Annotated in this window: 18 protein-coding genes; 9 read left to right on the top strand and 9 right to left on the bottom strand. The window is 69.8% G+C overall.

The window, feature by feature from the left end; genetic code table 11:
- The first annotated feature begins 315 nt into the window (after positions 1 to 315).
- Complete coding sequence (locus ACWD0Y_RS23110) at positions 316 to 1269, top strand: bifunctional riboflavin kinase/FAD synthetase (protein WP_450262212.1); 954 nt, start codon at positions 316 to 318, stop codon at positions 1267 to 1269.
- Positions 1270 to 1287: 18 nt separating this feature from the next.
- Here the strand turns inward: ACWD0Y_RS23110 and ACWD0Y_RS23105 are convergent, their stop codons facing one another.
- The 5 genes from ACWD0Y_RS23105 to ACWD0Y_RS23085 form a co-directional block, all read right to left on the bottom strand.
- Complete coding sequence (locus ACWD0Y_RS23105; RefSeq protein WP_450262211.1) at positions 1288 to 2301, bottom strand: ABC transporter ATP-binding protein; 1014 nt, start codon at positions 2299 to 2301, stop codon at positions 1288 to 1290.
- Between the two features lie 159 nt (positions 2302 to 2460).
- Entirely contained in the window at positions 2461 to 3453 is a 993-nt protein-coding gene (locus ACWD0Y_RS23100) for an ABC transporter ATP-binding protein (RefSeq protein WP_450262210.1), read from the bottom strand.
- On the bottom strand, positions 3450 to 4364 hold the full coding sequence (locus ACWD0Y_RS23095; RefSeq protein ID WP_450262209.1) for an ABC transporter permease: 915 nt from the start codon (positions 4362 to 4364) through the stop codon (positions 3450 to 3452). The genes ACWD0Y_RS23100 and ACWD0Y_RS23095 overlap by 4 nt, the downstream gene beginning before the upstream one ends.
- Complete coding sequence (locus ACWD0Y_RS23090) at positions 4361 to 5431, bottom strand: ABC transporter permease (protein WP_450262208.1); 1071 nt, start codon at positions 5429 to 5431, stop codon at positions 4361 to 4363. Before ACWD0Y_RS23090 ends, ACWD0Y_RS23095 begins: the two co-directional genes overlap by 4 nt.
- A 3-nt stretch (positions 5432 to 5434) precedes the next feature.
- On the bottom strand, positions 5435 to 7288 hold the full coding sequence (locus ACWD0Y_RS23085; RefSeq protein WP_450262207.1) for an ABC transporter substrate-binding protein: 1854 nt from the start codon (positions 7286 to 7288) through the stop codon (positions 5435 to 5437).
- A 354-nt stretch (positions 7289 to 7642) separates the two neighbouring features.
- Here ACWD0Y_RS23085 and ACWD0Y_RS23080 point away from each other — a divergent pair, with 354 nt between their 5' ends.
- Positions 7643 to 8269: a hypothetical protein gene (locus tag ACWD0Y_RS23080; protein ID WP_450262206.1), complete on the top strand. Its 627-nt coding sequence runs from the start codon at positions 7643 to 7645 to the stop codon at positions 8267 to 8269.
- A gap of 70 nt (positions 8270 to 8339) precedes the next feature.
- On the opposite strand, the gene ACWD0Y_RS23075 is transcribed toward ACWD0Y_RS23080, so the two are convergent.
- From ACWD0Y_RS23075 to eccE, 4 genes are all read right to left on the bottom strand, one after another.
- Positions 8340 to 8573: a DUF397 domain-containing protein gene (locus ACWD0Y_RS23075; protein WP_093798743.1), complete on the bottom strand. Its 234-nt coding sequence runs from the start codon at positions 8571 to 8573 to the stop codon at positions 8340 to 8342.
- A 120-nt stretch (positions 8574 to 8693) separates the two neighbouring features.
- A complete protein-coding gene (locus ACWD0Y_RS23070) occupies positions 8694 to 11465 on the bottom strand; it encodes an SCO5717 family growth-regulating ATPase (protein ID WP_450262205.1) in 2772 nt (923 codons plus the stop codon).
- Positions 11466 to 11670: 205 nt separating this feature from the next.
- On the bottom strand, positions 11671 to 12510 hold the full coding sequence (locus ACWD0Y_RS23065; RefSeq protein ID WP_450262204.1) for a hypothetical protein: 840 nt from the start codon (positions 12508 to 12510) through the stop codon (positions 11671 to 11673).
- Positions 12510 to 13835, bottom strand: a complete 1326-nt coding sequence (eccE, locus tag ACWD0Y_RS23060; protein WP_450262203.1) for a type VII secretion protein EccE — start codon at positions 13833 to 13835, stop codon at positions 12510 to 12512. Before eccE ends, ACWD0Y_RS23065 begins: the two co-directional genes overlap by 1 nt.
- 311 nt (positions 13836 to 14146) lie before the next feature.
- Between eccE and eccB the strand changes: the two genes are divergently transcribed.
- The 7 genes from eccB (at position 14147) to mycP (ACWD0Y_RS23025) (ending at position 21437) form a co-directional block, all read left to right on the top strand.
- Entirely contained in the window at positions 14147 to 15739 is a 1593-nt protein-coding gene (gene eccB / locus ACWD0Y_RS23055) for a type VII secretion protein EccB (protein ID WP_450262202.1), read from the top strand.
- A gap of 205 nt (positions 15740 to 15944) precedes the next feature.
- A complete protein-coding gene (locus ACWD0Y_RS23050; RefSeq protein ID WP_093798737.1) occupies positions 15945 to 16256 on the top strand; it encodes a WXG100 family type VII secretion target in 312 nt (103 codons plus the stop codon).
- A gap of 47 nt (positions 16257 to 16303) precedes the next feature.
- Complete coding sequence (locus tag ACWD0Y_RS23045) at positions 16304 to 16588, top strand: WXG100 family type VII secretion target (RefSeq protein WP_093798736.1); 285 nt, start codon at positions 16304 to 16306, stop codon at positions 16586 to 16588.
- A gap of 196 nt (positions 16589 to 16784) precedes the next feature.
- Positions 16785 to 18065, top strand: coding sequence for a type VII secretion-associated serine protease mycosin (mycP, locus tag ACWD0Y_RS23040; protein ID WP_450262201.1), 1281 nt, complete (start codon positions 16785 to 16787; stop codon positions 18063 to 18065).
- A gap of 76 nt (positions 18066 to 18141) precedes the next feature.
- On the top strand, positions 18142 to 18489 hold the full coding sequence (locus ACWD0Y_RS23035) for a hypothetical protein (RefSeq protein WP_450262200.1): 348 nt from the start codon (positions 18142 to 18144) through the stop codon (positions 18487 to 18489).
- A 41-nt stretch (positions 18490 to 18530) separates the two neighbouring features.
- A complete protein-coding gene (locus ACWD0Y_RS23030) occupies positions 18531 to 20015 on the top strand; it encodes a hypothetical protein (RefSeq protein ID WP_450262199.1) in 1485 nt (494 codons plus the stop codon).
- Between the two features lie 126 nt (positions 20016 to 20141).
- Positions 20142 to 21437 carry a type VII secretion-associated serine protease mycosin gene (gene mycP, locus ACWD0Y_RS23025; RefSeq protein WP_450262198.1) on the top strand — a complete coding sequence of 432 codons (1296 nt, stop codon included), beginning with the start codon at positions 20142 to 20144 and terminating at the stop codon, positions 21435 to 21437.
- Positions 21438 to 21525: the final 88 nt, after the last annotated feature.

The raw sequence follows: 21525 nt of genomic DNA, 5'->3' as shown, positions 1-21525 counted from the left end.
CGGCGGGTGTCGGGGTGGTGGGTGCCATCAGCGTTCCCCTCGGTGCTTGGCGGTGCGGGGGCGGGCCGCTCCACGATCCCCCTTGGAAGATCTCTGTCCATTTCACCCCGCCGATTCACCCACTTGGACGGGCGCTCGGAGTGACTGACGGGCGCGCAAGGGGGCGCGTTCGATGTCCGCCGGACAGCGGGGAGCCCGGGGACTCCTATGCCGATGCGAGCCGCACGCTGTGGGCATGGCAGTCTTAGACCTGCGTAATCGGCAGTCCCACGTACACAGGTTCGGGTTCGAGTTCGGACGAGGAGAGCGGTCACAGTGCAGCGCTGGCGTGGCTTGGAGGACATCCCCCAGGACTGGGGACGCAGCGTCGTCACCATCGGCTCCTACGACGGAGTGCACCGCGGACACCAGCTGATCATCGGCCGCGCGGTGGAGCGCGCCCGTGAGCTGGGCGTGCCTTCGGTCGTCGTCACCTTCGATCCGCACCCGAGCGAGGTCGTGCGCCCCGGCAGCCACCCCCCGCTGCTCGCCCCGCACCACCGCCGGGCCGAGCTGATCGCGGAGCTGGGCGTGGACGCGGTGCTGATCCTGCCCTTCACCCAGGAGTTCTCGAAGCTCTCGCCGGCCGACTTCATCGTGAAGGTGCTGGTCGACAAGTTGCACGCGCGTGCGGTCATCGAGGGCCCCAACTTCCGCTTCGGCCACCGGGCGGCCGGGAACGTGACCTTCCTGGCCGAGCTGGGCCGGACGTACGACTACGAGGTCGAGGTCGTCGACCTGTACGTGACCGGCCGGGCGGGCGGCGGCGAGCCGTTCTCCTCCACGCTGACCCGGCGGCTGGTCGCCGAGGGCGAGGTCGAAGGCGCCGCGGAGATCCTGGGCCGGCCGCACCGCGTCGAGGGCGTCGTGGTGCGCGGGGCGCAGCGCGGCCGTGAACTCGGCTACCCGACGGCGAACGTCGAGACGCTTCCGCACACCGCGATCCCCGCCGACGGCGTGTACGCGGGCTGGCTGACCGCGGAGGGCGAGAAGATGCCCGCCGCGATCTCGGTCGGCACGAACCCGCAGTTCGACGGCACGGAGCGGACGGTGGAGGCGTACGCCATCGACCGCGTGGGCCTCGATCTGTACGGGCTGCACGTCGCCGTCGACTTCCTCGCGTACGTACGCGGCCAGGAGAAGTTCGACTCGATCGAGGCGCTGCTGGAAGCCATCGGGGCCGACGTGAAGCGCTCGCGCGAGCTCATCGAGGCGTACGCCGCCCAGTAGCCCCGGGGCCTCGCGGCCTCAGGCACCGGCGGCCTCCGCCTCCGCCGCCTCCCCGGCGCGGGCGGCCGCCCAGTGGCACGCGACCTGGGCCTCCTCGCCGCCGGTCAGGACGGGCAGGAGCGTCGTACGGCAGTCGGCGGCGACGCCCGTGCGCTCGGCCTCGCCCGAGGCGAGTACCTGGCAGCGGACGTGGAAGCGGCAGCCGCCGGGGACGCGGGACGGGTCCGGGGGCTCGCCGGTGAGCACGACCGGTTCCTCACCGGACTCCGGGAGTACGGACAACAGGGCCCGGGTGTACGGGTGCTGAGGGTCCGTCAGCACCTTTTCGGCGGGTCCCGTCTCCACGATCCGGCCCAGGTACATCACCGCCACCCGGTCCGCGATGTTCCAGGCGAGACCGAGGTCGTGGGTCACGACGAGTGCGGAGAGCCCCAGGTCGTCGCGCAGCGACAGCAGGAGGGCCAGGATCTCCCCCCGTACGGACGCGTCGAGGGAGGCCACCGGCTCGTCGGCGACGATGAGTTCGGGTTCGAGGACGAGCGCGCCCGCGATGACGACGCGCTGGCGCTGGCCGCCGGAGAGGTCGTGCGGGTAGCGCAGGAAGAACCGCTCGGGCGGCCGCAGCCCGGCGCGCGAGAGGGCCCCGGCGACGGCTTCGCGCTCGTCTCCCGCGTAACCGTGGATGCGCAGGCCTTCCGCCACGGCGTCGTACACCGTGTGCCGCGGGTTGAGCGAGCCGCTGGGGTCCTGGAGCACCAGCTGGACGCGCTTGCGGTACGCCTTCAGGGAGCGCGAGGCGTAGTCGAGGGGCTCGCCGCCGAAGGTGACGTGGCCCGAGGTGGGCGGGACCAGACCGAGCAGCGAGCGGGCGAGTGTGGTCTTGCCGCACCCGGACTCGCCGACGAGCGCGACGATCTCGCCGGGGCGGATGTCGAGGTCGACGCCGTCGACGGCGCGGGCGGTCGCCGCGCCACGCCGCCCGGGGAAGGCGACGTGCAGTCCGGCGGCGGAGAGGAGGGGCTCGGTGCTCATGTCTGGCTCCGGGGTGGTGGTGGGGCGGGGTGGGGACGGAGGGCGCGGGACGCGGTGCCGCTGCACGGGGCTCCGCCCCGGACCCCGGTTTCGGGAAGGGGCGGGCAGGGGAAAGCCCCGCGCAGCGGCAGGCGGCGCCGGCCCCGGGGGCAGCCCCGCTCACGTCGGCGGCGGTTCCGGTACCGCCACCTGCGCCGGCACCGCCCCCACCCGCACGCACGCCGCCCGCCGCCCCGCCCCCGACTCCCGCAGCGCCTGGTCCTGCGTGGCGCACAGGTCCAGCGCGACCGGGCAGCGCGGGTGGAACGTACAGCCGGCGGGCAGCGCGGACGGATCCGGCGGGTCGCCCGGCAGGCCGCGCGGGGCCCGGCGGGAGGCCGGGTCGCCGATGCGGGGGAACGCCGCCGACAGGGCCAGGCCGTACGGATGCCGCGCATCGGTGAAGACCTGGTCCGCCGGGCCCTCCTCGACGACCCTCCCGGCGTACATCACCGCGAGCCGGTCGCAGGTGTCGGCCAGCACCGACAGGTCGTGGCTGATCATCAGCAGGCTGATGTCCTGGTCGGCGACCAGCTGCTCGATCAGCCGCAGGATCTGCGCCTGGACCATCACGTCCAGCGCCGTCGTCGGCTCGTCCGCGACGATCAGCCGCGGATCGCAGGCCAGCGCCATCGCGATCATCACGCGCTGCCGCTGCCCGCCCGACAGCTCGTGCGGATACGCCTCGGCGCGCGCGGCCGGCAGCCCCACCTGCTCCAGGAGCTCGACGGCCCGCCTGCGCGCGGCCGCCGGAGTGGACTTGAGGTGCAGCATGACCGGCTCGGCGATCTGCTCCCCGACGCGGTGCACGGCGTTCAGCGAATGCATGGCGCCCTGGAAGACGATCGAGGCCCCCGCCCACCGCACGGCCCGCAGCCTGCCCCACTTCATGGTGAGGACGTCCTCGCCGTCGAGCAGGATCTCACCGCTGAGCCGGGCCGACGCGGGCAGCAGCCGCAGCAGTGCCAGCGCCAGCGTCGACTTGCCGCAGCCGGACTCGCCCGCGATGCCGAGCTTCTGGCCGGCGGACAGCGTCAGGTCCACACCGCGTACGGCGCGGGTCCCGGCGCCGTACGTGACGTGCAGGTCCCTCACTTCGAGCAGCACGCTCATCGGGCGGACACCCCCAGCTTCGGGTTGAGCACGGACTCGACCGTGCGCCCGCACAGGGTGAACGCCAGCGCGACGAGTGCGATGGCGATGCCGGGCGGCGCCAGGTACCACCAGTGCCCGGACGACACCGCGCCCGCCTCCCGCGCGTCCTGGAGCATGCCGCCCCACGAGACGACGTCCGGGTCGCCGAGGCCGAGGAAGGCGAGCGTCGCCTCGGTCAGGATGGCGTTGGAGATGCCGAGCGTGGTCTGGGCGAGCACGAGCGGCATGACGTTGGGCAGGACGTGGCGGGTCATGATGTGCCCGTGGCCGCCGCCGAGCGCCGTTGCCCGCTCGATGTACGGACGCGACTCGACGGCGAGGGTCTGCGCCCGCACCAGGCGGGCCGTCGTCGGCCAGCTCGTGACGCCGATCGCCAGGATCACCGTCCACACGCTGCGCGACATCACCGTCGCCAGCACGATCGCCAGCACCAGCGTCGGCATCACCAGGAACCAGTCGGTGATCCGCATGACCACGGTCGAGAACCAGCCGCCGAAGTGCCCGGCGACGATGCCCACGAGCGTACCGATGGCCACGGACAGCGCGGCCGCCAGCAGCCCGACGGTCAGCGAGATGCGGGCGCCCCAGACCAGCAGCCCGAGCAGCGAGCGCCCGAACTGGTCGGTTCCGAGCGGGAATTCACCGCTCGGCGACTCCAGCGCCGACCCGGGGGCATTCGTCACGCTCTGTACGTCGCCACCGACGAGCAGCGGCGCGGCGAGCGCGACCAGCGCGATCACGGCCAGGGCGCCGAGTCCGAAGAGCCCCGTCCGGTGCGTACGGTACGAACGCCAGAACCGGGCCACGGAGCCGCGGCGTCGCGCCCACGCGAGGGACGACGCGCTCTGCGCGTCAGCCGTGGAAGTCATCGGCCCACCCGGGGATCGAGCAGCGGATACAGCAGGTCGGCGAGGAGGTTCATCACGATCATCGCTCCGGCGAAGACGACGAAGAGTCCCTGCACCAGCGGCAGGTCGGGCACGCTCAGCGCCTGGTAGAAGAGACCGCCGAGCCCGGGCCAGGAGAAGACCGTCTCGACGAGGATCGAACCGGCCGCCACATGGCCCAGGTTGATGAAGACCATGGTGACGGTCGGCAGCAGGGCGTTCGGCACGGCGTGGCGGCGCCGCACCAGGTCGTCGCGCAGCCCCTTCGCGCGCGCCGTCGTCAGGTAGTCGCTGCCCATCTCGTCGAGCAGCGAGGACCGCATGACCAGCAGCGTCTGCGCGTACCCGACCGCGACCAGGGTGATCACGGGCAGCACCATGTGGTGCGCGACATCGGCGACGTACGCGAAGCCGGACGCGTCGCCCGACTCCATGCCGCCCGTCGGGAACATGCCGGGGACCGGACCGATGCCCACCGAGAAGGTGATGATCAGCAGCAGGCCGAGCCAGAACGACGGCACGGACCACAGAGTGAGGGCCACCCCGGTGTTGACCTTGTCGCCCAGCCCGCCGTGGTGCCACGCGGAGCGGGTGCCGAGCCACAGGCCGAGGGCGGAGTAGAGGACGACGGCGACGCCGGTCAGCAGCAGGGTCGCGGGCACCTTCTCGGCGATCAGGTCGCCGACCGGCGCGTGGAACTGGTACGAGGTGCCGAAGTCGCCGCTCAGCGCCTTCGCGCAGTAGTCCGTGAACTGCTGCCACACCGGCAGGTCCAGCCCGAACTGGCGGCGGAGCGAGGCGAGTTGCTCGGCGGACACCTGACGGCCGTGCGTCATGGTGCGCACTGGGTCGCCGGGGATGATCCGGAAGAGGAAGAAGCTGGTGACGAGGACGGCGAAGAGCGAGACGGCCGCACCGCCCAGCTTCCCCGCGACGTACAGCAGGTAGGCGCGGGCGGAGCGGGCGCGGGGGCCGGACGGCCCGGACTTCACCAAGGCCGGGCCGTCGGCCGTACCCTCCGCGAGGGGGGCGGTGCTTGCAGTGCTCATGGACTACTCACGGTCTTCCGCGGTGGAGCGGCGGCGCATGGCGACGAAGATCCCGAGACCCACGGCGAGGACGGCGGCCGCGCCGATGCCGACGACGAGACCCGTGGAGGAGCCGCCCTCCCCGGACGTGTCGTCGACGTCGGCGGGCACGGCCGACCACCAGCTCCAGTAGCCGTCCTGGCCCCAGAGATTGCCGCCGGACTCGGGCATCGTCGTGATCGACTTGATCTGATCGGTACGGTACGCCTCGACCGCGTTCGGATACGCCATGACATTCATGTAGCCGGTGTCGTACAGCCGCGACTGCATCCGCTTGACGATCTCGGCGCGCTTGGCCTCGTCGTACTCCGCGGTCTGCTGCGCGTAGAGCTCGTCGAACTTCTTGTCGCAGATGAAGTTGTCCGTCGCGCCGGTGTCCTTGGGCGTGGCCGGCAGCGCGGCGCACGTGTGGATGGAGAGGACGAAGTCGGGATCGGGGTTGACGGACCAGCCGTCGAAGGCCAGGTCGTACTCGCCGGCCAGCCAGGGGTCGGAGACGTTGTCGAGGCATTCGACCTTGAGGCCGATGCCCAGCTCGCCCCACCACTCCTGCATGTACTTGCCGATGGCCTTGTCGTTCGGGTCGGTGGCGTGGCACAGGATGCGGAAGTCGAGCGGCTTGCCGTCCTTGCCGACGCGCTTGCCCGCGCTGTTCTTCTTGTAGCCCGCCTCGTCGAGGAGCGCGGCCGCCTTCGCCGGGTCGTACGCGATCTTCTGGTCGGCGGACGGCTTCCAGTGGTACGCCGGGAAGCGCGGCGGGATGTAGCCCTCGCCCTCGACGGCGTGGCCCTGGAAGACCTTGTCGATGATCGTCTTGCGGTCGGTGGCGGCGAAGAGGGCCTGGCGCACCTTCCGGTCGAGCAGCGCGGGGTGGCCGTTGCCGAACTTCTTGCCGTCCTTCGACCTGGCGCCCGGGTTGGTGGCGAGCGCGTAGAAGCGCCGGCCGGGGGCGTCGTTGACCTTGATGTTCTCGGCCTTGGAGAGGGACGCGGCCTGGGCGGGGGTGAGGTTGGCCGCGAAGGACACCTCGCCCTTCTGGAGCGCGGCGACGGCCGCGTCACCGTCCTTGTAGTACTTCAGGACCAGCTCGTCGAACTTCGGTGCGCCGCGCCAGAACTTCTCGTTCGGCTTGAGCTTGACGTACTGGTCCACCTTGTAGTCGGTGAGGACGAAGGGGCCGTTGCCGACGACGGGGAACTTCTTGTCGTTGTTGAACTTCGAGAAGTCGCCGACCTTCTCCCACTCGTGCCTGGGGAGGATCGGCACGTCGAGCGCGGCCATGGTGGCCTGCGGCTTCTTCAGCTCGATGACCAGCTGGGTGGGGCTGGGGGCGGTGACCTTCTTGAAGTTGGCGACGAAGCTGCCGTTGGCGGTGGCCGCGCCCTCGTCCTTCATCATCGTGTTGAACGTCCAGGCGGCGTCCTCGGCGGTGGCCTGTTCGCCGTCGGACCAGCTGGAGTTCTCACGGATGGTGTACGTCCACGTCAGCTTGTCCGGCGACGGCTCCCACTTGGTGGCGAGGCCCGGGACCGCGTGGTTGTCCTTGACGTCGTAGTTCGTCAGGTTCTCGTAGATCAGCCGGTGGACGCTGGTGGAGACCAGGCGCTGAGCCAGGAACGGGCTGAGGGAGTCGATGCTCTGCGAGACCGCGACGGTCAGCGTCCGCTTGGCATCGGCCTGCGCCGCCTTCGCCTGCTGCGGCGCGGGATGGAGCGGGGTCGCGGCTGCGGCGGCCAGGGCCAGGGCGGTGGCTCCGGCGGCCAGAAGGGTTCGGGTGCGGGGGCGTTGCCGGGTACTGCGCGGAATCTCTGTGTCCATGGGACGTGACCTCGCGTCATGACTCGCACGGGGAGCGCGTGTTGATCAGTGAGCTCCAGCTGGTGAAGCGAGGTTTATCAGCGCTGTCCGGCTGCGTCAACGATGCGCCAAACCCCGCGTGGACTGCGGGAATACCGGGCTGATCGACGCGGGGCCGCACGGCGGAGGCGGTGTGGCCCCTTATTGGTCCAGACCCTTGTCGCCTTCCTGCTGAGGGGCTGGCGGAGCCCTCGGACCGGCGGGGGAGGGGCGCCTGGCCGCCGTCCGGGACGCGGACGCTCGAAGTGACGCCGCGCGTGGTCCGTTTGGTACTTTGAGCGGATCCACCTCTCTGCCTCCCCGGGGGACCCCGTCTTGAGCCAGTCCTGGCAGCCCCAGTACAACCCGAGCAATCAGCCCCTCATGCCCCAGCAGCCCCCGGGGCCGCCTCCGGGGTTCGGCGGCCCGCCGCCCGCCCCCGGGCAGTTCCCGGTGCAGCCCGGGTACCCGTACCAGGCCGCGCCGTACGCGCCGTACGGGCAGCAGCCGAACAGCGGGAAGCCGGTCGCCGCCTTCTTCCTCGGGCTGCTCTTCTCGGTCGCCCTGGCCTCGCTCTACAGCCTGGTCATCTATGCCTCGTACGAGGACATGTCGCAGGACGTGGCGCGCGTCCTCTATGTGGCCCACGCCCTTCTCAACGCGGCTGCCGTCGGTGTCGTGGTCGGCCTCGTGGCCCGTGGCCGCGTCGGCGCCCACATCGGCGGGGCCGTCGTGGCCATGCTCGGCGCCTTCTTCGGCTACACCAACGGCGTGGCGCTCATCTTCATCGACATGGGTGGAATGCCCGGGTTCTCGAACATGATGGAGGACGACCCCTTCACTCCGGCCAAGGCATGGTGGGGCAACCCGAACGACCCCGAGCTGGTCTCTCTGTTCGGCCTGCTGGCCGCCGGAGCGGTGGCCTGGGGGATGGCCTTCCTCATCGGCCGGCGGCGCCGCTGACGAAACGCACGACGCCACAGCACTGCGCCCCGCCGGATGGGATCCGGCGGGGCGCAGTGCTGTGCGGTGCTCAGGTCAGGTCGAACTCACCGTCGCGCGCACCGAGCACGAACGCCCGCCACTCGGCTTCGGTGTACCGCAGGACGGTCTCCGGGTCCACGGACGACCTCATCGCGACGGCCCCCTCGGGCAGGTACGCGATCTCGACGCGCTCCTCGTCCTCACTCGTGCCGGGAGCGCTGTGCCACTCGACGCCAGAGATGTCGAGGGCGTACAGCTCTTCCTTCTCCTGTGCGCTCCCCATCAGTCAAACTCCCTTTCGGCAACGGCGGCACGTCGTTTCGGGCATCTTAGGCCGACCCGACGTGCCTTGCGCATAAGCACCTTGTAGTAACTCACCCGCACGGGGGACGGACCCCGCGTACTACTGGGTCCAGCCGGGACCGGGCTGCTGCTGGTGCTGCGGCTGGGCCGGAGGCTGCTGCTGCCAGCCCTGGCCCTGCGGGGGCTGCTGCATCTGCTGCCAGCCCTGCCCCGGCTGGGGGGCGGCGCCGGGCGGCTGCTGCTGAGGCGGGTACCCCTGCGGGTGCTGGGGGACCTGCTGCTGGGCGGCGAAGCCCTGGCCCTGCTGCGTGCGGGCGATGTCCTCGGCGACGAGGGCCGAGAGGTGGAAGTACGCCTCACGGGTCTTGGGCCGCATCATGTTGAGGTCGACCTCGGCGCCGGCCGCGAGGTGTTCGTCGAAGGGCACGACGACGACACCGCGGCAGCGGGTCTCGAAGTGCGCGACGATGTCGTCCACCTTGATCATCTTGCCCGTCTCGCGGACCCCGGAGATCACGGTGAGGGACCGCTGGACGAGGTCGGCGAACCCGTTCGCGGAGAGCCAGTCGAGCGTCGTCGAGGCGCTGCTCGCACCGTCCACGGACGGGGTGGAGATGATGATCAGCTGGTCGGCGAGGTCGAGGACGCCGCGCATCGCGCTGTAGAGCAGACCGGTGCCCGAGTCGGTGAGGATGATCGGGTACTGCCGGCCCAGGACTTCGAGCGCACTGCGGTAGTCCTGGTCGTTGAAGGTCGTGGAGACCGCCGGGTCCACGTCGTTGGCGATGATTTCGAGCCCCGACGGCGCCTGCGAGGTGAAGCGGCGGATGTCCATGTAGCTGTTGAGCTGCGGGATCGCCTGCACCAGGTCGCGGATGGTGGCACCGGTCTCGCGCCGCACCCGTCGGCCGAGGGTGCCGGCGTCGGGGTTGGCGTCGATCGCCAGGATCTTGTCCTGGCGCTCGGAGGCCAGCGTGGCGCCGAGCGAGATGGTCGTCGTGGTCTTGCCGACACCGCCCTTGAGGCTGATCACCGCGATCCGGTAACAGGACATCACCGGCGTGCGGATCAGCGCCAGCTTGCGCTGCCGCTCTTCCTCTTCCTTCTTGGCGCCGAGCTTGAAGCGGGACGGACCGGAGTTGTTCTTACGGGCCTTGGGCTGGTTGCGCAGCAGCCGGTCGGAGGAGAGCTCGACGGCGGCGTTGTAACCGAGCGGGGTGCCGGGCGCCGCCTGCTGCTGGGGGGTACCGGCCTGAGGACCCGCCGGGGCGGTCCAGCCCTGGGAGCCGTAGGCGGGCGGGGCCGTGGGGTGCTGCTGCGGCGGCGTCTGCTGGTACGCAGGCTGCTGGGCCTGCGGCATCTGCGGCTGCGGCTGCGGCTGTACGGCCTGCTGCGGGGGCGCGGGCTGCGCGGCCTGCGGGTAACCGTAACCGGCCTGCTGGGGCGGGTAGTTGTAACCGGCCTGCGGCTGCTGCGGGTGTGCGGGCTGCGGCTGGGCCGGCTGAGGCTGCGCGGCCTGCGGCGTCTGCTGCTGGGGCTGCGGGTAACCGGGAGCGGCCTGCCCGGCCTGCCCGGCCTGCCCGCTCTGCGCCGGGTACCCCGGGTGCTGCTGGGGGGCGGGCTGCTGCTGCACCGGAGGCAACGGCTGGGCCGCGCCGAAGGTGCCCTGCGGGAAGGGCTGGTGCTGGGGCTGCGGCTGCGGCTGGGCGAACGGCTGGGGGTAGCCGTACCCGGCGGCCTGCGCGGCCGCGGCCTGCTGGTCGGGCTGGACCGGCTGCTGCGGTGCGCCCTGAACGGGCTGTGCGGGCTGGTACCCCTGCGGCAGCGGTGGGAGGCCCTGGGGGTCCTGCGGAGCCGTACCGGCGTGAGGCGCGGCGGCCTGCGGAGCGGGCTCGCTCTGCGGCTGGGCCTGTGCCACCGGCTGGGGTTCGGCCGCGGCGGGCGCTGCTGCCGCGGACCCGGTCTGCTCGTCGGCACCGGGCACGGCTTCGCTCTCCGTGTCCGTGTCCGTCTCCGGACCGGGCTGAAGGTCCGGTGCCGAGTCGGTGCCGGCGCCTCCTTCGGCACCGGACGCGGCCTCGGAGCCGTCCGGCTCCGCCTCGCCGCCGTGCTCCTCCGCCGGCTCCTCGGCGTCGTCGGCGCCGCCGAACAGCGCTGCCGCCTCCGCGTCGGCAGCGGCGTAGTCCGGCTCGGGGATCTGCTGGGCGGGGGCGGGCTGCTCGGGGGCGGGCTGCTCGGGAGCGGGCTGCTCGGGGACGTTCGCCGCCGGGGCGGCCTGTGACGGGTTCACCTGCGCGTCCTCGGCGACCGGACGCAGTACGGGGAAACCGGGCGCGGGCGCCGCGGGCGGGGGCGCGCCGGCCCCGGCCGGCCGGGCCTGCGCCGGCTGCTGCGGATACCCGTAGCCGCCCGAGGGGTCCTGGCCCGGCTGGGGCACGCCGGGCGCGGCCTGCTGCGGCGCGGCCGGTGCGGGCTGCTGCGGATACCCGTACCCACCGGGTGCGGGCTGCTGCGGGTATCCGTATCCAGCGGGCTGCTGAGGCGCCGCCTGCTGGGGCGCGCCCGGCCCCGGCTGCTGCGGAAACCCGTAGCCACCCTGCGTGTACGGCGGTGCCGGCGCGGGGGCCTGGGGCGCGGGCAGCCCCTGCTGCGCGGGACCACCCGTCGGCCCCAGCGGCGGCCCGGTCGGCGGCGGCGGAGACACCTGTCCGGCGCCCCCCTGCCCGCCCTGCGCGGAGCCACCCCGCGCGCTCTGGTCGTACCAGGCAGGAGGCTCGTAGACGATTTCGAACTCGCCGGTGAGATCCAGCTCGCGGTCGTCCCCGTCCGAGGACTGGCCGCCGCCGTCGTACTCGGACCGATCCCTGTTCACTGCTTTGCCTCCTGGTCAGCCACTGCTGCTGAATGCGTCGTCGCGGTCGGGCGGATGGGGTGGCGCGTCCTACGCCGCTGCGACGTTCACCGCATCACCAGAACACTAATCTTTCGCCCCACGGTACGGAAAAGCGCCCTTGCGTGCGGACCGGCTCCGCTGCTCCTCCGGCGACCGCGCCCGGCCGACGCCCAGGCGGCGGCACTCAGTCCAGGCGGCGGGCCATGCCGAGCAGACCCGTCTCCGCGTCCGTGGGCTCGGTCATGACGTACTTGCGGTGCTTGCGCGTGCACCACAGGGTGACGTTGTCGGAGAGGGTCGGCAGCATCTCCAGATGCTCGGCCGGGACGCCCAGGGTCTCCCGTACGACCTCGGTCTCCTGGGGCGAGATGCGCTGGATCCCGACCAGCTGCGCCTGCATCAGCCAGCGCGGCGCGTGCTCGCCGACGAAGGGCAGCACGGTCACCACGGCCTGCCACGGCAGGGACGTCACCCGCCCACGCGGCGGACGTACGCCGCAGTCGCGGATCAGCACCACCGGGCTGGAGACCGACGGCCCCTGTGCGGGAACCCGTCCCACCGGGTAGACCGTCATGCACTGCTGACCGCCGCCCGCCGCCTGGGCCAGCTGCTGCCAGGCCTGCGGGCGGCCGGTTTCGACGCCCACGCGCGCGCCCGTCGCGGCGGCGCGCAGCGCCAGCACCTGGGCCAGCCACAGGCCGCCCACCACGACGACGTCGAAGGGGTTGGGGCGGGCCAGGCCGAGCACCGCCGGCTGGGACTCCGGGTCGGTGCCGATGATCACGCCGTCGTCGCCGATCGGCACGCTGATCGCCGCGATCTCCTCGGCGGTGACGACATGACGGTTGCGGCGCGGTCCGCGCAGCCCGAATCCCGGGCTGAAGATGCGCCGTTGCTGCTGGGGCGCGTCCGGACGGACGATCGGGATCAGACCCGTGTCGGTGGGCGAGGCCACGTGCGCGGGGGTGCGGGCGGGTTCCTGGCCCCGCTGCCCCGGGTTCATGGTCGGTGTGGGGTAGGACATCAGGAGGTACCTCCGAGAGGCAGGGTGGCGAGAGCTCCGGGGACCTGTTCCCGGTCCAGGCGCACCAGGCCGACCTTGGACGCGCTCGCGGCACGCTCCAGATCCCGCCGGACCTGGCCCAGTTCGTTCTCGCCGCGGCCGGTGATGCGCACATGGCCGGTGACGGAGACGCCCCGGTTGCCGGCCTTGCTCAGCGTCATGCTGAACGTCGTCGCGAGCACGGGCAGCGAGGTGAACTGCGTGATCAGCTGCGGCAGCGCGACACCGCCGTCCCCCAACTGCGGCCAGCGGGAGATCCAGTACGTCGAGTGCCACCGGTCGTCGACCCGCCAGCTCCGCACCGACTCGACCGTACGCCGCTGAGCGGGCCGGCCGTCCTGGCCGTGCTGCGCGTTGGCCCGCGGGTTGAGGCAGCTGGAGGTCGCGAGCGCCTGCACGAGTTCGTTCTCGTCGAGGATGGTCGCCTCGAAGCCCGCCCCGGCCAGCCGGCTCGCCAGCTGGTCCGCCACCCGCAGCAGCGTGCGCTGGGCACCGGCAACGCCGTCTCCGCGCGCCTCCACCGCCTCGGGGCACAGTTCGGGGTCGAGCTTGAGGGCGACCCAGGTGAGCCGGAGCGCGGGGGACCCGGCATGGGCCTGGAGGGGCCCGTACGACCGTGCGGCGATGGACTGCGGGGGCAGGTGCGGCGCGGGCGCCGGCTGGGTGTGCTGGACCACCTGCGCGGAGGCGAGCCGGATGCCGTCGACCTCCAGGGCGTCCTGGATCAGCTGGAGCGGCAGTTGCCGCCCGGCGAAACCGGGGCGCAGCGGCTCGTCGCCCGGCTGCACGAAGAGCACCGCGGTCAGGAACGAACCGTCGCCGATCATGCCGATCGAGCGGTCGTCACGGGAGACGAAGGTGTACGTCCGCAGGGCGGAGTCGCACTCCACGGTGGGGGCCAGCAGCGGATCCGTACCGGGCGGCACGGGCAGTTTGGCCTCGCGCCGGCGGCGTTTGAGGGCGCGTGTCGTCTCGTACCACTCGGGCAGCGGCCGGTGGTGCCGGCGCACGATCGCCAGAAGCAGCAGCAGCGCGGCCACGGCGCCGGCCGGGGCGAGCAGCCAGCGCTCGGACGTGACCCAGGCGACCAGCATGACGGCCGCCGCGAGCTCCACCAGGATGAGCTGCTGCAGCCGCAGCGGACCCATGCCGCCGGGGTGGGGCAGCGTACGCGGCGCCGCGGTGGTGGAGGCGGTGGAGGGAGCCGGGGACGGCGCGGCTCTGCGGCCACGGCCCGGTTGCTGCTGTGCGCGGCGTCCGCGCCGAGTGCTCGTAGCGCTGGTCATCCCCCGGGAGATCCCTTTCGCGAAGTGGTGGCCCTCGTCGGTGGAGATCGCCGGTGGAGATCTCAGCGACGGGGCCAGGGGCCACAATTGCCCACGTCAGTTGTGCGAGTGGTCACGGTACCCGCTGATGAACACGGGGCGACACAGGTGCCGGGCTACGAACACGACACGGGGCTGTGAAGATGCGGCGGGGACCCCGCACCTGGTGGATCACGGTCGCGGGGCGCAGTGCATAGTGGTTCCCCTGCCCAGCTGAAGCAGCCTTACGCACGATCCTTCTTCACGCACGACCACACGGGAGAGCCAGGACCATGGCAACGCGTCGGGATGAGCTCGCCGCCTATACGTTCGCTCGCAAGCGCACCGTCGCAGCGTTCCTGGCACCATCGCCCGGGGGATCGGACGAAGGCGCACCGCGTCCGGTCCGTACCGTGATGCCCAGCCTGGCGGTGGGCGTGGTGCTGGTGGTGGGCTTCATCGCCTGGGGAGTGCTCAAGCCCTCGGCACCCAAAGGCTGGGACACCGCCGGCGAACACATCATCGTCGACAGCGACTCCACGACGCGTTACGTCGTGATCAAGGACAAGGGGCCGAACGGCAAGGAAGTGCCGACGCTGCACCCCGTCCTCAACTACGCCTCCGCCAAGCTCCTTCTCGACAAGGGCAAGGGCAGCGTCATCGAGGTGCCCGGCAAGGACATCGACAAGAGCGGTATCCCGCACGGCGCGACGCTCGGCATCCCGTACGCCCCCGACCGGCTGCCCACCAAGGACGACGCCGAGAAGGCGAAGACCTGGGCGGTCTGCGAGCGCCCCGCCCCCGGCTCGAACACCTCCATCGACCGCGCCGTCTTCGTCCTCGACGGCGACGACGCGAAGTCGGTCAAGAACACGGGGAAGGTCGACGCGCGCGAGGCGCTGTACGTCGTCGACGCCAGGACCAAGGTCGAGTACCTGGTCGACAGCCAGGGCAACGCCTTCCAGCTGGGCGGCACACCGCGCCTCGACGACACCACGATGGAGCAGCTGCGCGCCGCCGTCATCGGTACGACGGCCGAACCGCAGCCGGTGAGCACGGAGTGGCTGCAGACCCTCAACCCGGGCGGCGTCATCACGTTCCCGACGGTGCCGTCCCTCGGAACGCCGACCGCGGTCGAAGGGCTTTCCGCCGAGGCGGGGACGGTGGGCCGGGTGCTCAAGGCGCAGGACGCCCAGGGCGATCAGTACTACGTCGTGCTGAAGGACCGGGTCGCCGCGATCACGCCGTTCGTCGCCGACCTGCTCAAGCGCTCACCGTCCGCGAAGCAGGCGTACGGAACCGACGAGATCGCCGACATCAAGGCCGACACCCCCGACATCATCGACGCCAACGGCGGCCCGGCGGACAACTTCTACGCGGGCAGGGGCTGGCCGCAGACCGTCCCGCAGCAGGCCAACTCCGTTTCCGCGACGACGGCGACCGGCGTGGCCAACACCACCTCCTGCAGCGTCTACAGCGGCACCGTCGGCGCGGACAAGAAGCCGAAGCTCGCGGCCTGGGCCGGGACGACGTACCCCAAGAAGGTCATCGCCGATTCGCTGAACGCCTACGTCTCCTCCGGTTCGGGACTGCTCTTCCAGGAGGTCACGGGCTCGGTGCAGGGCGGCGGCGCGACGTACCTGCTGACCGACACGGGCCTGCGCTACTCGCTGCCGGCGAACAACGACAGCGCGGCGGACAAGAGCGGCGAGGCCTCCTCGTCCTCGTCGGCGCAGGGCGAAGCGAGCGAGACGGACAAGGCGCGAACACGCCTGGGATACGAGAAGGTGTCCAACCCCGCGGTCGTCCCGCAGGCGTGGGCGAAGTTCATTCCGAAGGGCCCCACGCTGGACACCGGCAGCGCCGCGCAGCCGCAGAGCCAGTGAGGCCAACGAGCAGGCCTGCGGCCCGACTTGGTCGTCCTGATCACAGAGTTGCCGCACGCATGTGTGAAGTCTGTAACTGATGGTCGCCGCATATGGATGTGCGACAGACGGACGATAGAGTGCTTGCAGCGCTCACTGATATGACGCTTATCCGGGGAGTGGTACAGGCTTCCCGGACCATCAACGACATGGGGGAAGGTTCACCATGGCCGGGCAGTTTCGGGTAACAGAAGATGAGCTGACCAGGCTCTCGAGCCAGATCACCACGGTGAATGGTCAGATCCAGGGCGAGATCCGCCGTCTTGGCGGAGTAATCGACCAGGTTGCGGGTGGCTGGCAGGGCCAGGCGGCCAAGTCCTACCACGAGCTCCAGAACCGGTGGAACGAGGAGGCCAAGAACATGAGCGCCATCCTCGAGGGCATCAAGGAAGCCGTGGACTCCACGCGGAGCAACTACACCGCTTCGGAAGAGCAGCAGAACGCCGAAGTGAGCAAGATCATGTCCGACTTCGGCTGATCAACTCTCTCCGACTTCCTGAAACTTCTTCCTGAAAGGGAGCGACGATGTCGATTCTCGTCAATTACGCCACCATCACCAACGCGTCCACGGACGTGCGCAACACCGCGAACCGCATCAAGCAGCAGCTCGACGACGTAGAGGCTGCGGTCAAGCGCGTCGCCACCACCTGGGAAGGTGAGGCGCAGGAGGGTTACCAGCGCAAGCAGCGCGAGTGGGACCAGACCGCTGCGGCCCTTCACTCGACCCTGATGAAGATCTCCGCGGCGCTGCAGAGCTCGGCCGAGAACTACCAGGCCACGGAGAAGAGCAACGCCAACACCTGGAGCTGATCCACGCTCGAGGTGAGACGAGATGGGCCGGCCCGGCCGATGCCGCCATGGTGTCCGCTGGGCCGACCCACTTTCCGGTGCCGCTGAAGAAGGCTCCGGAAGCACCACTGTCAACACAACGAAAACTTCCGCCAGAACCGCAGCCGCGGCCGCGACTACAGCTCCGGTGGAAGCAAAAAGCCTGGGGAGCCTGATCATGGGGGTCCTGACACCCCGTCCGCGTACGCGCACGAGTGGAACCCGCGCACTGCAGCGGGTCTTTGGCGTACTGGCGGTCACCGGGGCCTGTCTGGTCTCCGCCCCGCCGGCACTCGCCACCGGCCCGGCCCCCACCCGCCTCGCAGACGCCGACAACCCGACATTCGGGCTGTCCTCCAGCTCCGAGTGCGTCTTCGGCGGCGACATCATCAAGTCCACGCCGTGGTCGCTCCAGCGCGTACTCCTGGACCAGTTGCGCGAGCAGGCGACGGGCAAGGGCGTGACGGTCGCCGTGATCGACACCGGCGTCGACGACAAGAACCCCCAGCTGCGCGGTGCGATGGCGGCCGGCGGCAAGGACTACGTCGGCAAGTCGGGCGACGGCGCCGAGGACATCGAGGGCCACGGCACCCGGGTCGCGGGCATCATCGCGGCCCGAGAGATCCCGGGCACCGGTTTCGCGGGCATCGCACCGGAAGCCAAGATCCTGTCGCTGCGCTACACCGGTGCGGAGGAGAAACAGGGCAATTCGAGGACGATGTCCGCCGCGATCCGCGACGCGGTCGCCAAGGGCGCGGAGATCATCAACATCTCCTCGGACACCGCGAACAAGCGGGACAACACGGAGCTGCGGAACGCCGTGGCGGCGGCCGTGGAGGCCGACGCCCTGATCGTCGCGGCCTCCGGCAACGACGGCGCCGACGGCAAGTCCGCCAACACGTACCCGGCGTCGTACCCGGGCGTCCTGGCGGTGGCGGCCTCGGACCGCAACGACGAACGCGCCTTCTTCTCGCAGGCGGGCGACTTCGTGGACATCGCGGCCCCCGGCGTCAGCATGGTCTCGACCGTCCCGAAGGGCGGCCAGTGCACGGCGGACGGCACGAGCTTCGCGGCCCCGTACGTCGCGGGCGTGGCGGCACTGCTGAAGGAAAAGCACCCGAGGTGGTCCGCGGCCCAACTCGCCGCCCGCATCCAGGAAACAGCACAACGCCCGGGCCGCGGCCCGAACCGCTACCTGGGCTGGGGCGTAGTGGACCCGGTAGCCGCCCTCTCGGAAGACTCCACCCCGGGCACCCGCCCGCAACCGGACCCACCGGTCAAGGCGGGCGCGGGCGAGGTCATCCCCATGGCAGTGACGATGGGCGAGACGGAGGCGGAGCAGGAGCGCCGGGTCGCCATGTACGTCGTGGGAACGGGCCTGTTGCTGGTGCTCGTGGCGAGCGGCAGCGGCGTAGCGGTACGGGACTGGCGGAACAAGCGGGCCAGGCAGTCGGGGTAGTGCGACGACGTATTTACGTTGTGCAAACGGGTGTTGGCGCTGAAAACTTTGGAAAACAGGGGAGAGGACACGGGGTATGAGCGACGGAATGCGGGTGGATCTGAGTGCACTCGATGAAGTGATCAAGAAGCTCTGGACGCTGCTGGACGACATGGACAAGGCGGGGGAGACGTCGCGGTACCGGACGGACATCCCGATGACCGCGTTCGGGAAGCCAGGCGTCTTCCTGGAGGCGAGCGATCTCTTCAATGCTCATAAAGAGACGAAGGGTGACCTCGAGGCTGCGATCAAGGGGCTGCACGGACTGATCGACCAGTTCGGCAAGAGCACCTCCAAGGTCAAGGACAAGTACACCGAGCAAGAGTATGCGAACAAGAGTCAAATGGGTGGTGACTCCGGGGGCTCGAGCGGCAAGTGGGACTAGCGGTCCGATCGAGAATCACCTACTGAGGGGAAGGGTTCGAAATGGCCGGCGACAAAGAGCTGCCCAAGCCAGCACTTGAGGGTGAGACCTGCATCGCAGGGCGGCCTCAAACCAAGACTGAGTTCATCAATTACCCGCTCAAAGAGCTCAAGCAGATGCTTGAAGGCACCAACCCGGGCGCGATTGAGGAGACCGGCCGCCACTGGGGCACGGTCAGCGAGATCCTCGCCGGAGGTGAGGGAGGGGGAATTGCCGGCCTGCTCGACAAGGCGGTCGACAATGTGCTGGAGCACTGGGGCGGAGAAGCTGCCAGGGCCTTTGAGAAGAAGGCCCGCGGCATCGCGCAGAGCGTGAGGAATGCGGCGTGGCACGCCGATCTCAATAGCTCCCAGATGGCTGATGCCGCAGGGCAGTTGCGTACCTACAAGACGCAACTGGACGCCATTGAGGAACCCAGTGGCTGGGCAAAGGTCGGTGACGCTCTCAGTGACTGGTCCTGGGACAACGGCGAATCAACGGCTGAGGATCTCGGCGACCGCAAGCTGACCGCCAAGGAAGTGGCGGAAATCAACGAGGGCAAGATCGGCGCAAGCCGAGAAGCGCACCTCAATGGTGTTGCCGTCATGGAGAATCTCGGCGCTCAGTACATGCGGGTCGAGCGGAACCTGAAAAACAACAAGCCCATCCAAGACCGTGAGGGCAACATTAAGGAGCCCAACCGAGAGGTGGAGTACCCGCCGCCTGTCGCCGTGGGCGACGGCAGTGCATCTCGGCCAGGAGTCTCGGCCTCACGTAATAAGCCGTGGAGCGCTGGACCGACAAAGAACATTGGTACGGCTCCACAGGTCCCCCGCCCCAAGGGCATCACGGGAGGCGCTCCGTTGTCGCCCCCCTCGATCGGCACGAACGTGGACAGCATCAAGCCCGGTTTGACAGGACCGGGCATTAGTTCGGGTTCCGGCGGGATCGGCGGTGGCGGGGGCAGCGGTGTCGGTGGAGGCACGGGCTCTGGCGTGATGGTTCCCGGTGGCGCTGGAAATCTCGGTGCGGGCGGTGCCCGTGGTGGAATCAGCACCGCTGGCAGCCGTGGCGGTCGACTTGGGGGTCCTGGTGGTGCCGGCGCGGCAGCAGGCCGCGGTACTGGAGCAGCAGCAGGCCGCAGTACCGGTGCCCGACCTGGCATGGGCGGCATGGGTGGCGGCGCTGGCGCAGGCGCCGCAGGTCGTGGTGGCGTCGGTGCTGGTGGCCGTGGAGCCCTCGCTAAGGCTCGCGGCGGAGTGGTCGGCGCGGCTCAGGGAATCACTGGCAAGGGAGCCGGAGGCGGTGGCGGCCTGCACGGTAGCCGTGGTGGAACGCAGCGCGGCGGCATGATGGGCGGCATGGCTGGAGGCATGGGCGGTCGCAACGGCCGTCGCTCCGGAGACGAGAATGAGCGGGGCGAGCGTCCCGACTACCTGGTCGAGGACGAAGAGACCTGGATCTCGGAAGAGGACCGCAACCGGAACGTGCCGCGCAACATCGAGTAGGCACACACGAACGAGCCGCACGGAATGTCCGTGCGGCTCGCGTGTATGAAGACTGACGTAATCAGTCGTAGTTAAGTGAGGAGCAAGGAATTGGGTGCCAAACGAGTCTGGTCCACGGCGGGAGTCGTGGCGCTGACAGGAGCCTTGCTCCTCACTTCAGCCCCGACTGCCTCGGCTGATTACGTCAGGGACCAGCAGTGGGTTCTGGACGTCTTCTCAATGAAAGAGACCTGGGCTGAGTCTCAGGGCGAAGGTGTGACTGTTGCTGTCGTCGATACTGGAGTGGACGCCAGTCATCCTGACCTAACTGGTCAGGTCCTTGAGGGCAAAGACTTCACCGGTGGTGGGAGTGCTCAGGAGGACAAGCAAGGGCATGGGACCGGAATGGCGAGCATCATCGCGGCGCATGGCCATGGCCCCGGAGGTGCCTCCGGAATGATCGGGTTCGCTCCAAAGGCGAAGATTCTTCCGCTGCGTGTCCTTCAGGAGAAAGAAGACAATTTCCCGGAAGAAACTTGGGCCGCAGCGGTTCGTTATGCAGTGGACCAGGGGGCTAGTGTCATCAACCTGTCCTTTGCGGATGAGGGCAGCAAGACTGGGATTACCGGCCGTGAGGCAATTGCGTACGCGCAAGCCCATGACGTAGTTGTTGTTGCGGGTGTAGGAAACATTGGCGGAGATGTCGGCTATCCAGCGGCGTTGCCTGGCGTTGTAGCTGTCGGTGCCGTAGATAAAAATGCTAACCTGTGGGAAAAGTCTAATACCGGAAAGCAGGTTACGCTTGTGGCTCCCGGTGTGGAAATTCTCACTGCGAACAAGAATCGAGCGCAAGGATACAGTTTGTCCGACGGTACCTCGGATGCCACAGCCTACGTTTCTGCCACCGCCGCCCTGGTCCGCGCAAAATACCCCGACCTCACCGCTGGCCAGGTAATTAACCGCCTCATCAAGTCGGCCTCTTTCCTCGGCCACAAGGGTCTGAAGGCGCCCGACGAAGGTTACGGCTACGGGATCATCCGCCCCAACAAGGCAGTCACAATGGACATCCCCAAGGGGCCGAAGGAAGGTCCCCTGGGGAAGTTGCCGCAGGCCTCTTCGAAGGCAGGCAGCGCTTCGGCAGGCAACGATGACAGTTCAACCAAGGCCAAGAAGAAGTCGTCTTCGAGCAGCCAGCTCCTCGTCATCGGCGGCATCGCAGCCGTCGTAGTCATCGGCGGCATCATTTTCGCCGTAGTGCGCAGCCGCGGAAACCGTGGCAACGGCGGCCCCGGTCCCGGCGGACCCAGCGGTGGAACCCCTGCCCCGAGCATGGGCTACCCGCCCCAGCAGTCACATGCATGGACGCCGCACCCCACCGCGGCACCGGGACAGGCCCAGCATCCCAACCCTTACGCCCCGCAGCCTCCGCATCAAGGTCAATAAAGCGGCGCTGCTGGACCAAGGTGCTGTCCCGGTATGACCTCAGCTGCAAAGCGGAACTTTGTGAGCCGTTACTACGGTTTCGCAGTCC

It is taken from the genome of Streptomyces altiplanensis (genome assembly GCF_053591575.1).
The sequence above is the reverse complement of the archived record's forward strand: the minus strand, read 5'-3'. Positions and strand labels throughout refer to the sequence as shown.

Excerpts from the sequence above, each read along its gene's own strand:
- eccB (WP_450262202.1), top strand. The coding sequence starts at position 14,147 with ATGGCAACGCGTCGGGATGAGCTCGCCGCCTATACGTTCGCTCGCAAG.
- ACWD0Y_RS23085 (WP_450262207.1), bottom strand. The coding sequence starts at position 7,288 with ATGGACACAGAGATTCCGCGCAGTACCCGGCAACGCCCCCGCACCCGA.
- ACWD0Y_RS23105 (WP_450262211.1), bottom strand. The coding sequence starts at position 2,301 with ATGAGCACCGAGCCCCTCCTCTCCGCCGCCGGACTGCACGTCGCCTTC.
- ACWD0Y_RS23065 (WP_450262204.1), bottom strand. The coding sequence starts at position 12,510 with ATGTCCTACCCCACACCGACCATGAACCCGGGGCAGCGGGGCCAGGAA.
- ACWD0Y_RS23095 (WP_450262209.1), bottom strand. The coding sequence starts at position 4,364 with ATGACTTCCACGGCTGACGCGCAGAGCGCGTCGTCCCTCGCGTGGGCG.
- ACWD0Y_RS23030 (WP_450262199.1), top strand. The coding sequence starts at position 18,531 with ATGGCCGGCGACAAAGAGCTGCCCAAGCCAGCACTTGAGGGTGAGACC.
- mycP (WP_450262201.1), top strand. The coding sequence starts at position 16,785 with ATGGGGGTCCTGACACCCCGTCCGCGTACGCGCACGAGTGGAACCCGC.
- ACWD0Y_RS23100 (WP_450262210.1), bottom strand. The coding sequence starts at position 3,453 with ATGAGCGTGCTGCTCGAAGTGAGGGACCTGCACGTCACGTACGGCGCC.
- eccE (WP_450262203.1), bottom strand. The coding sequence starts at position 13,835 with ATGACCAGCGCTACGAGCACTCGGCGCGGACGCCGCGCACAGCAGCAA.
- ACWD0Y_RS23090 (WP_450262208.1), bottom strand. The coding sequence starts at position 5,431 with ATGAGCACTGCAAGCACCGCCCCCCTCGCGGAGGGTACGGCCGACGGC.
- ACWD0Y_RS23035 (WP_450262200.1), top strand. The coding sequence starts at position 18,142 with ATGAGCGACGGAATGCGGGTGGATCTGAGTGCACTCGATGAAGTGATC.
- ACWD0Y_RS23050 (WP_093798737.1), top strand. The coding sequence starts at position 15,945 with ATGGCCGGGCAGTTTCGGGTAACAGAAGATGAGCTGACCAGGCTCTCG.
- ACWD0Y_RS23045 (WP_093798736.1), top strand. The coding sequence starts at position 16,304 with ATGTCGATTCTCGTCAATTACGCCACCATCACCAACGCGTCCACGGAC.
- ACWD0Y_RS23075 (WP_093798743.1), bottom strand. The coding sequence starts at position 8,573 with ATGGGGAGCGCACAGGAGAAGGAAGAGCTGTACGCCCTCGACATCTCT.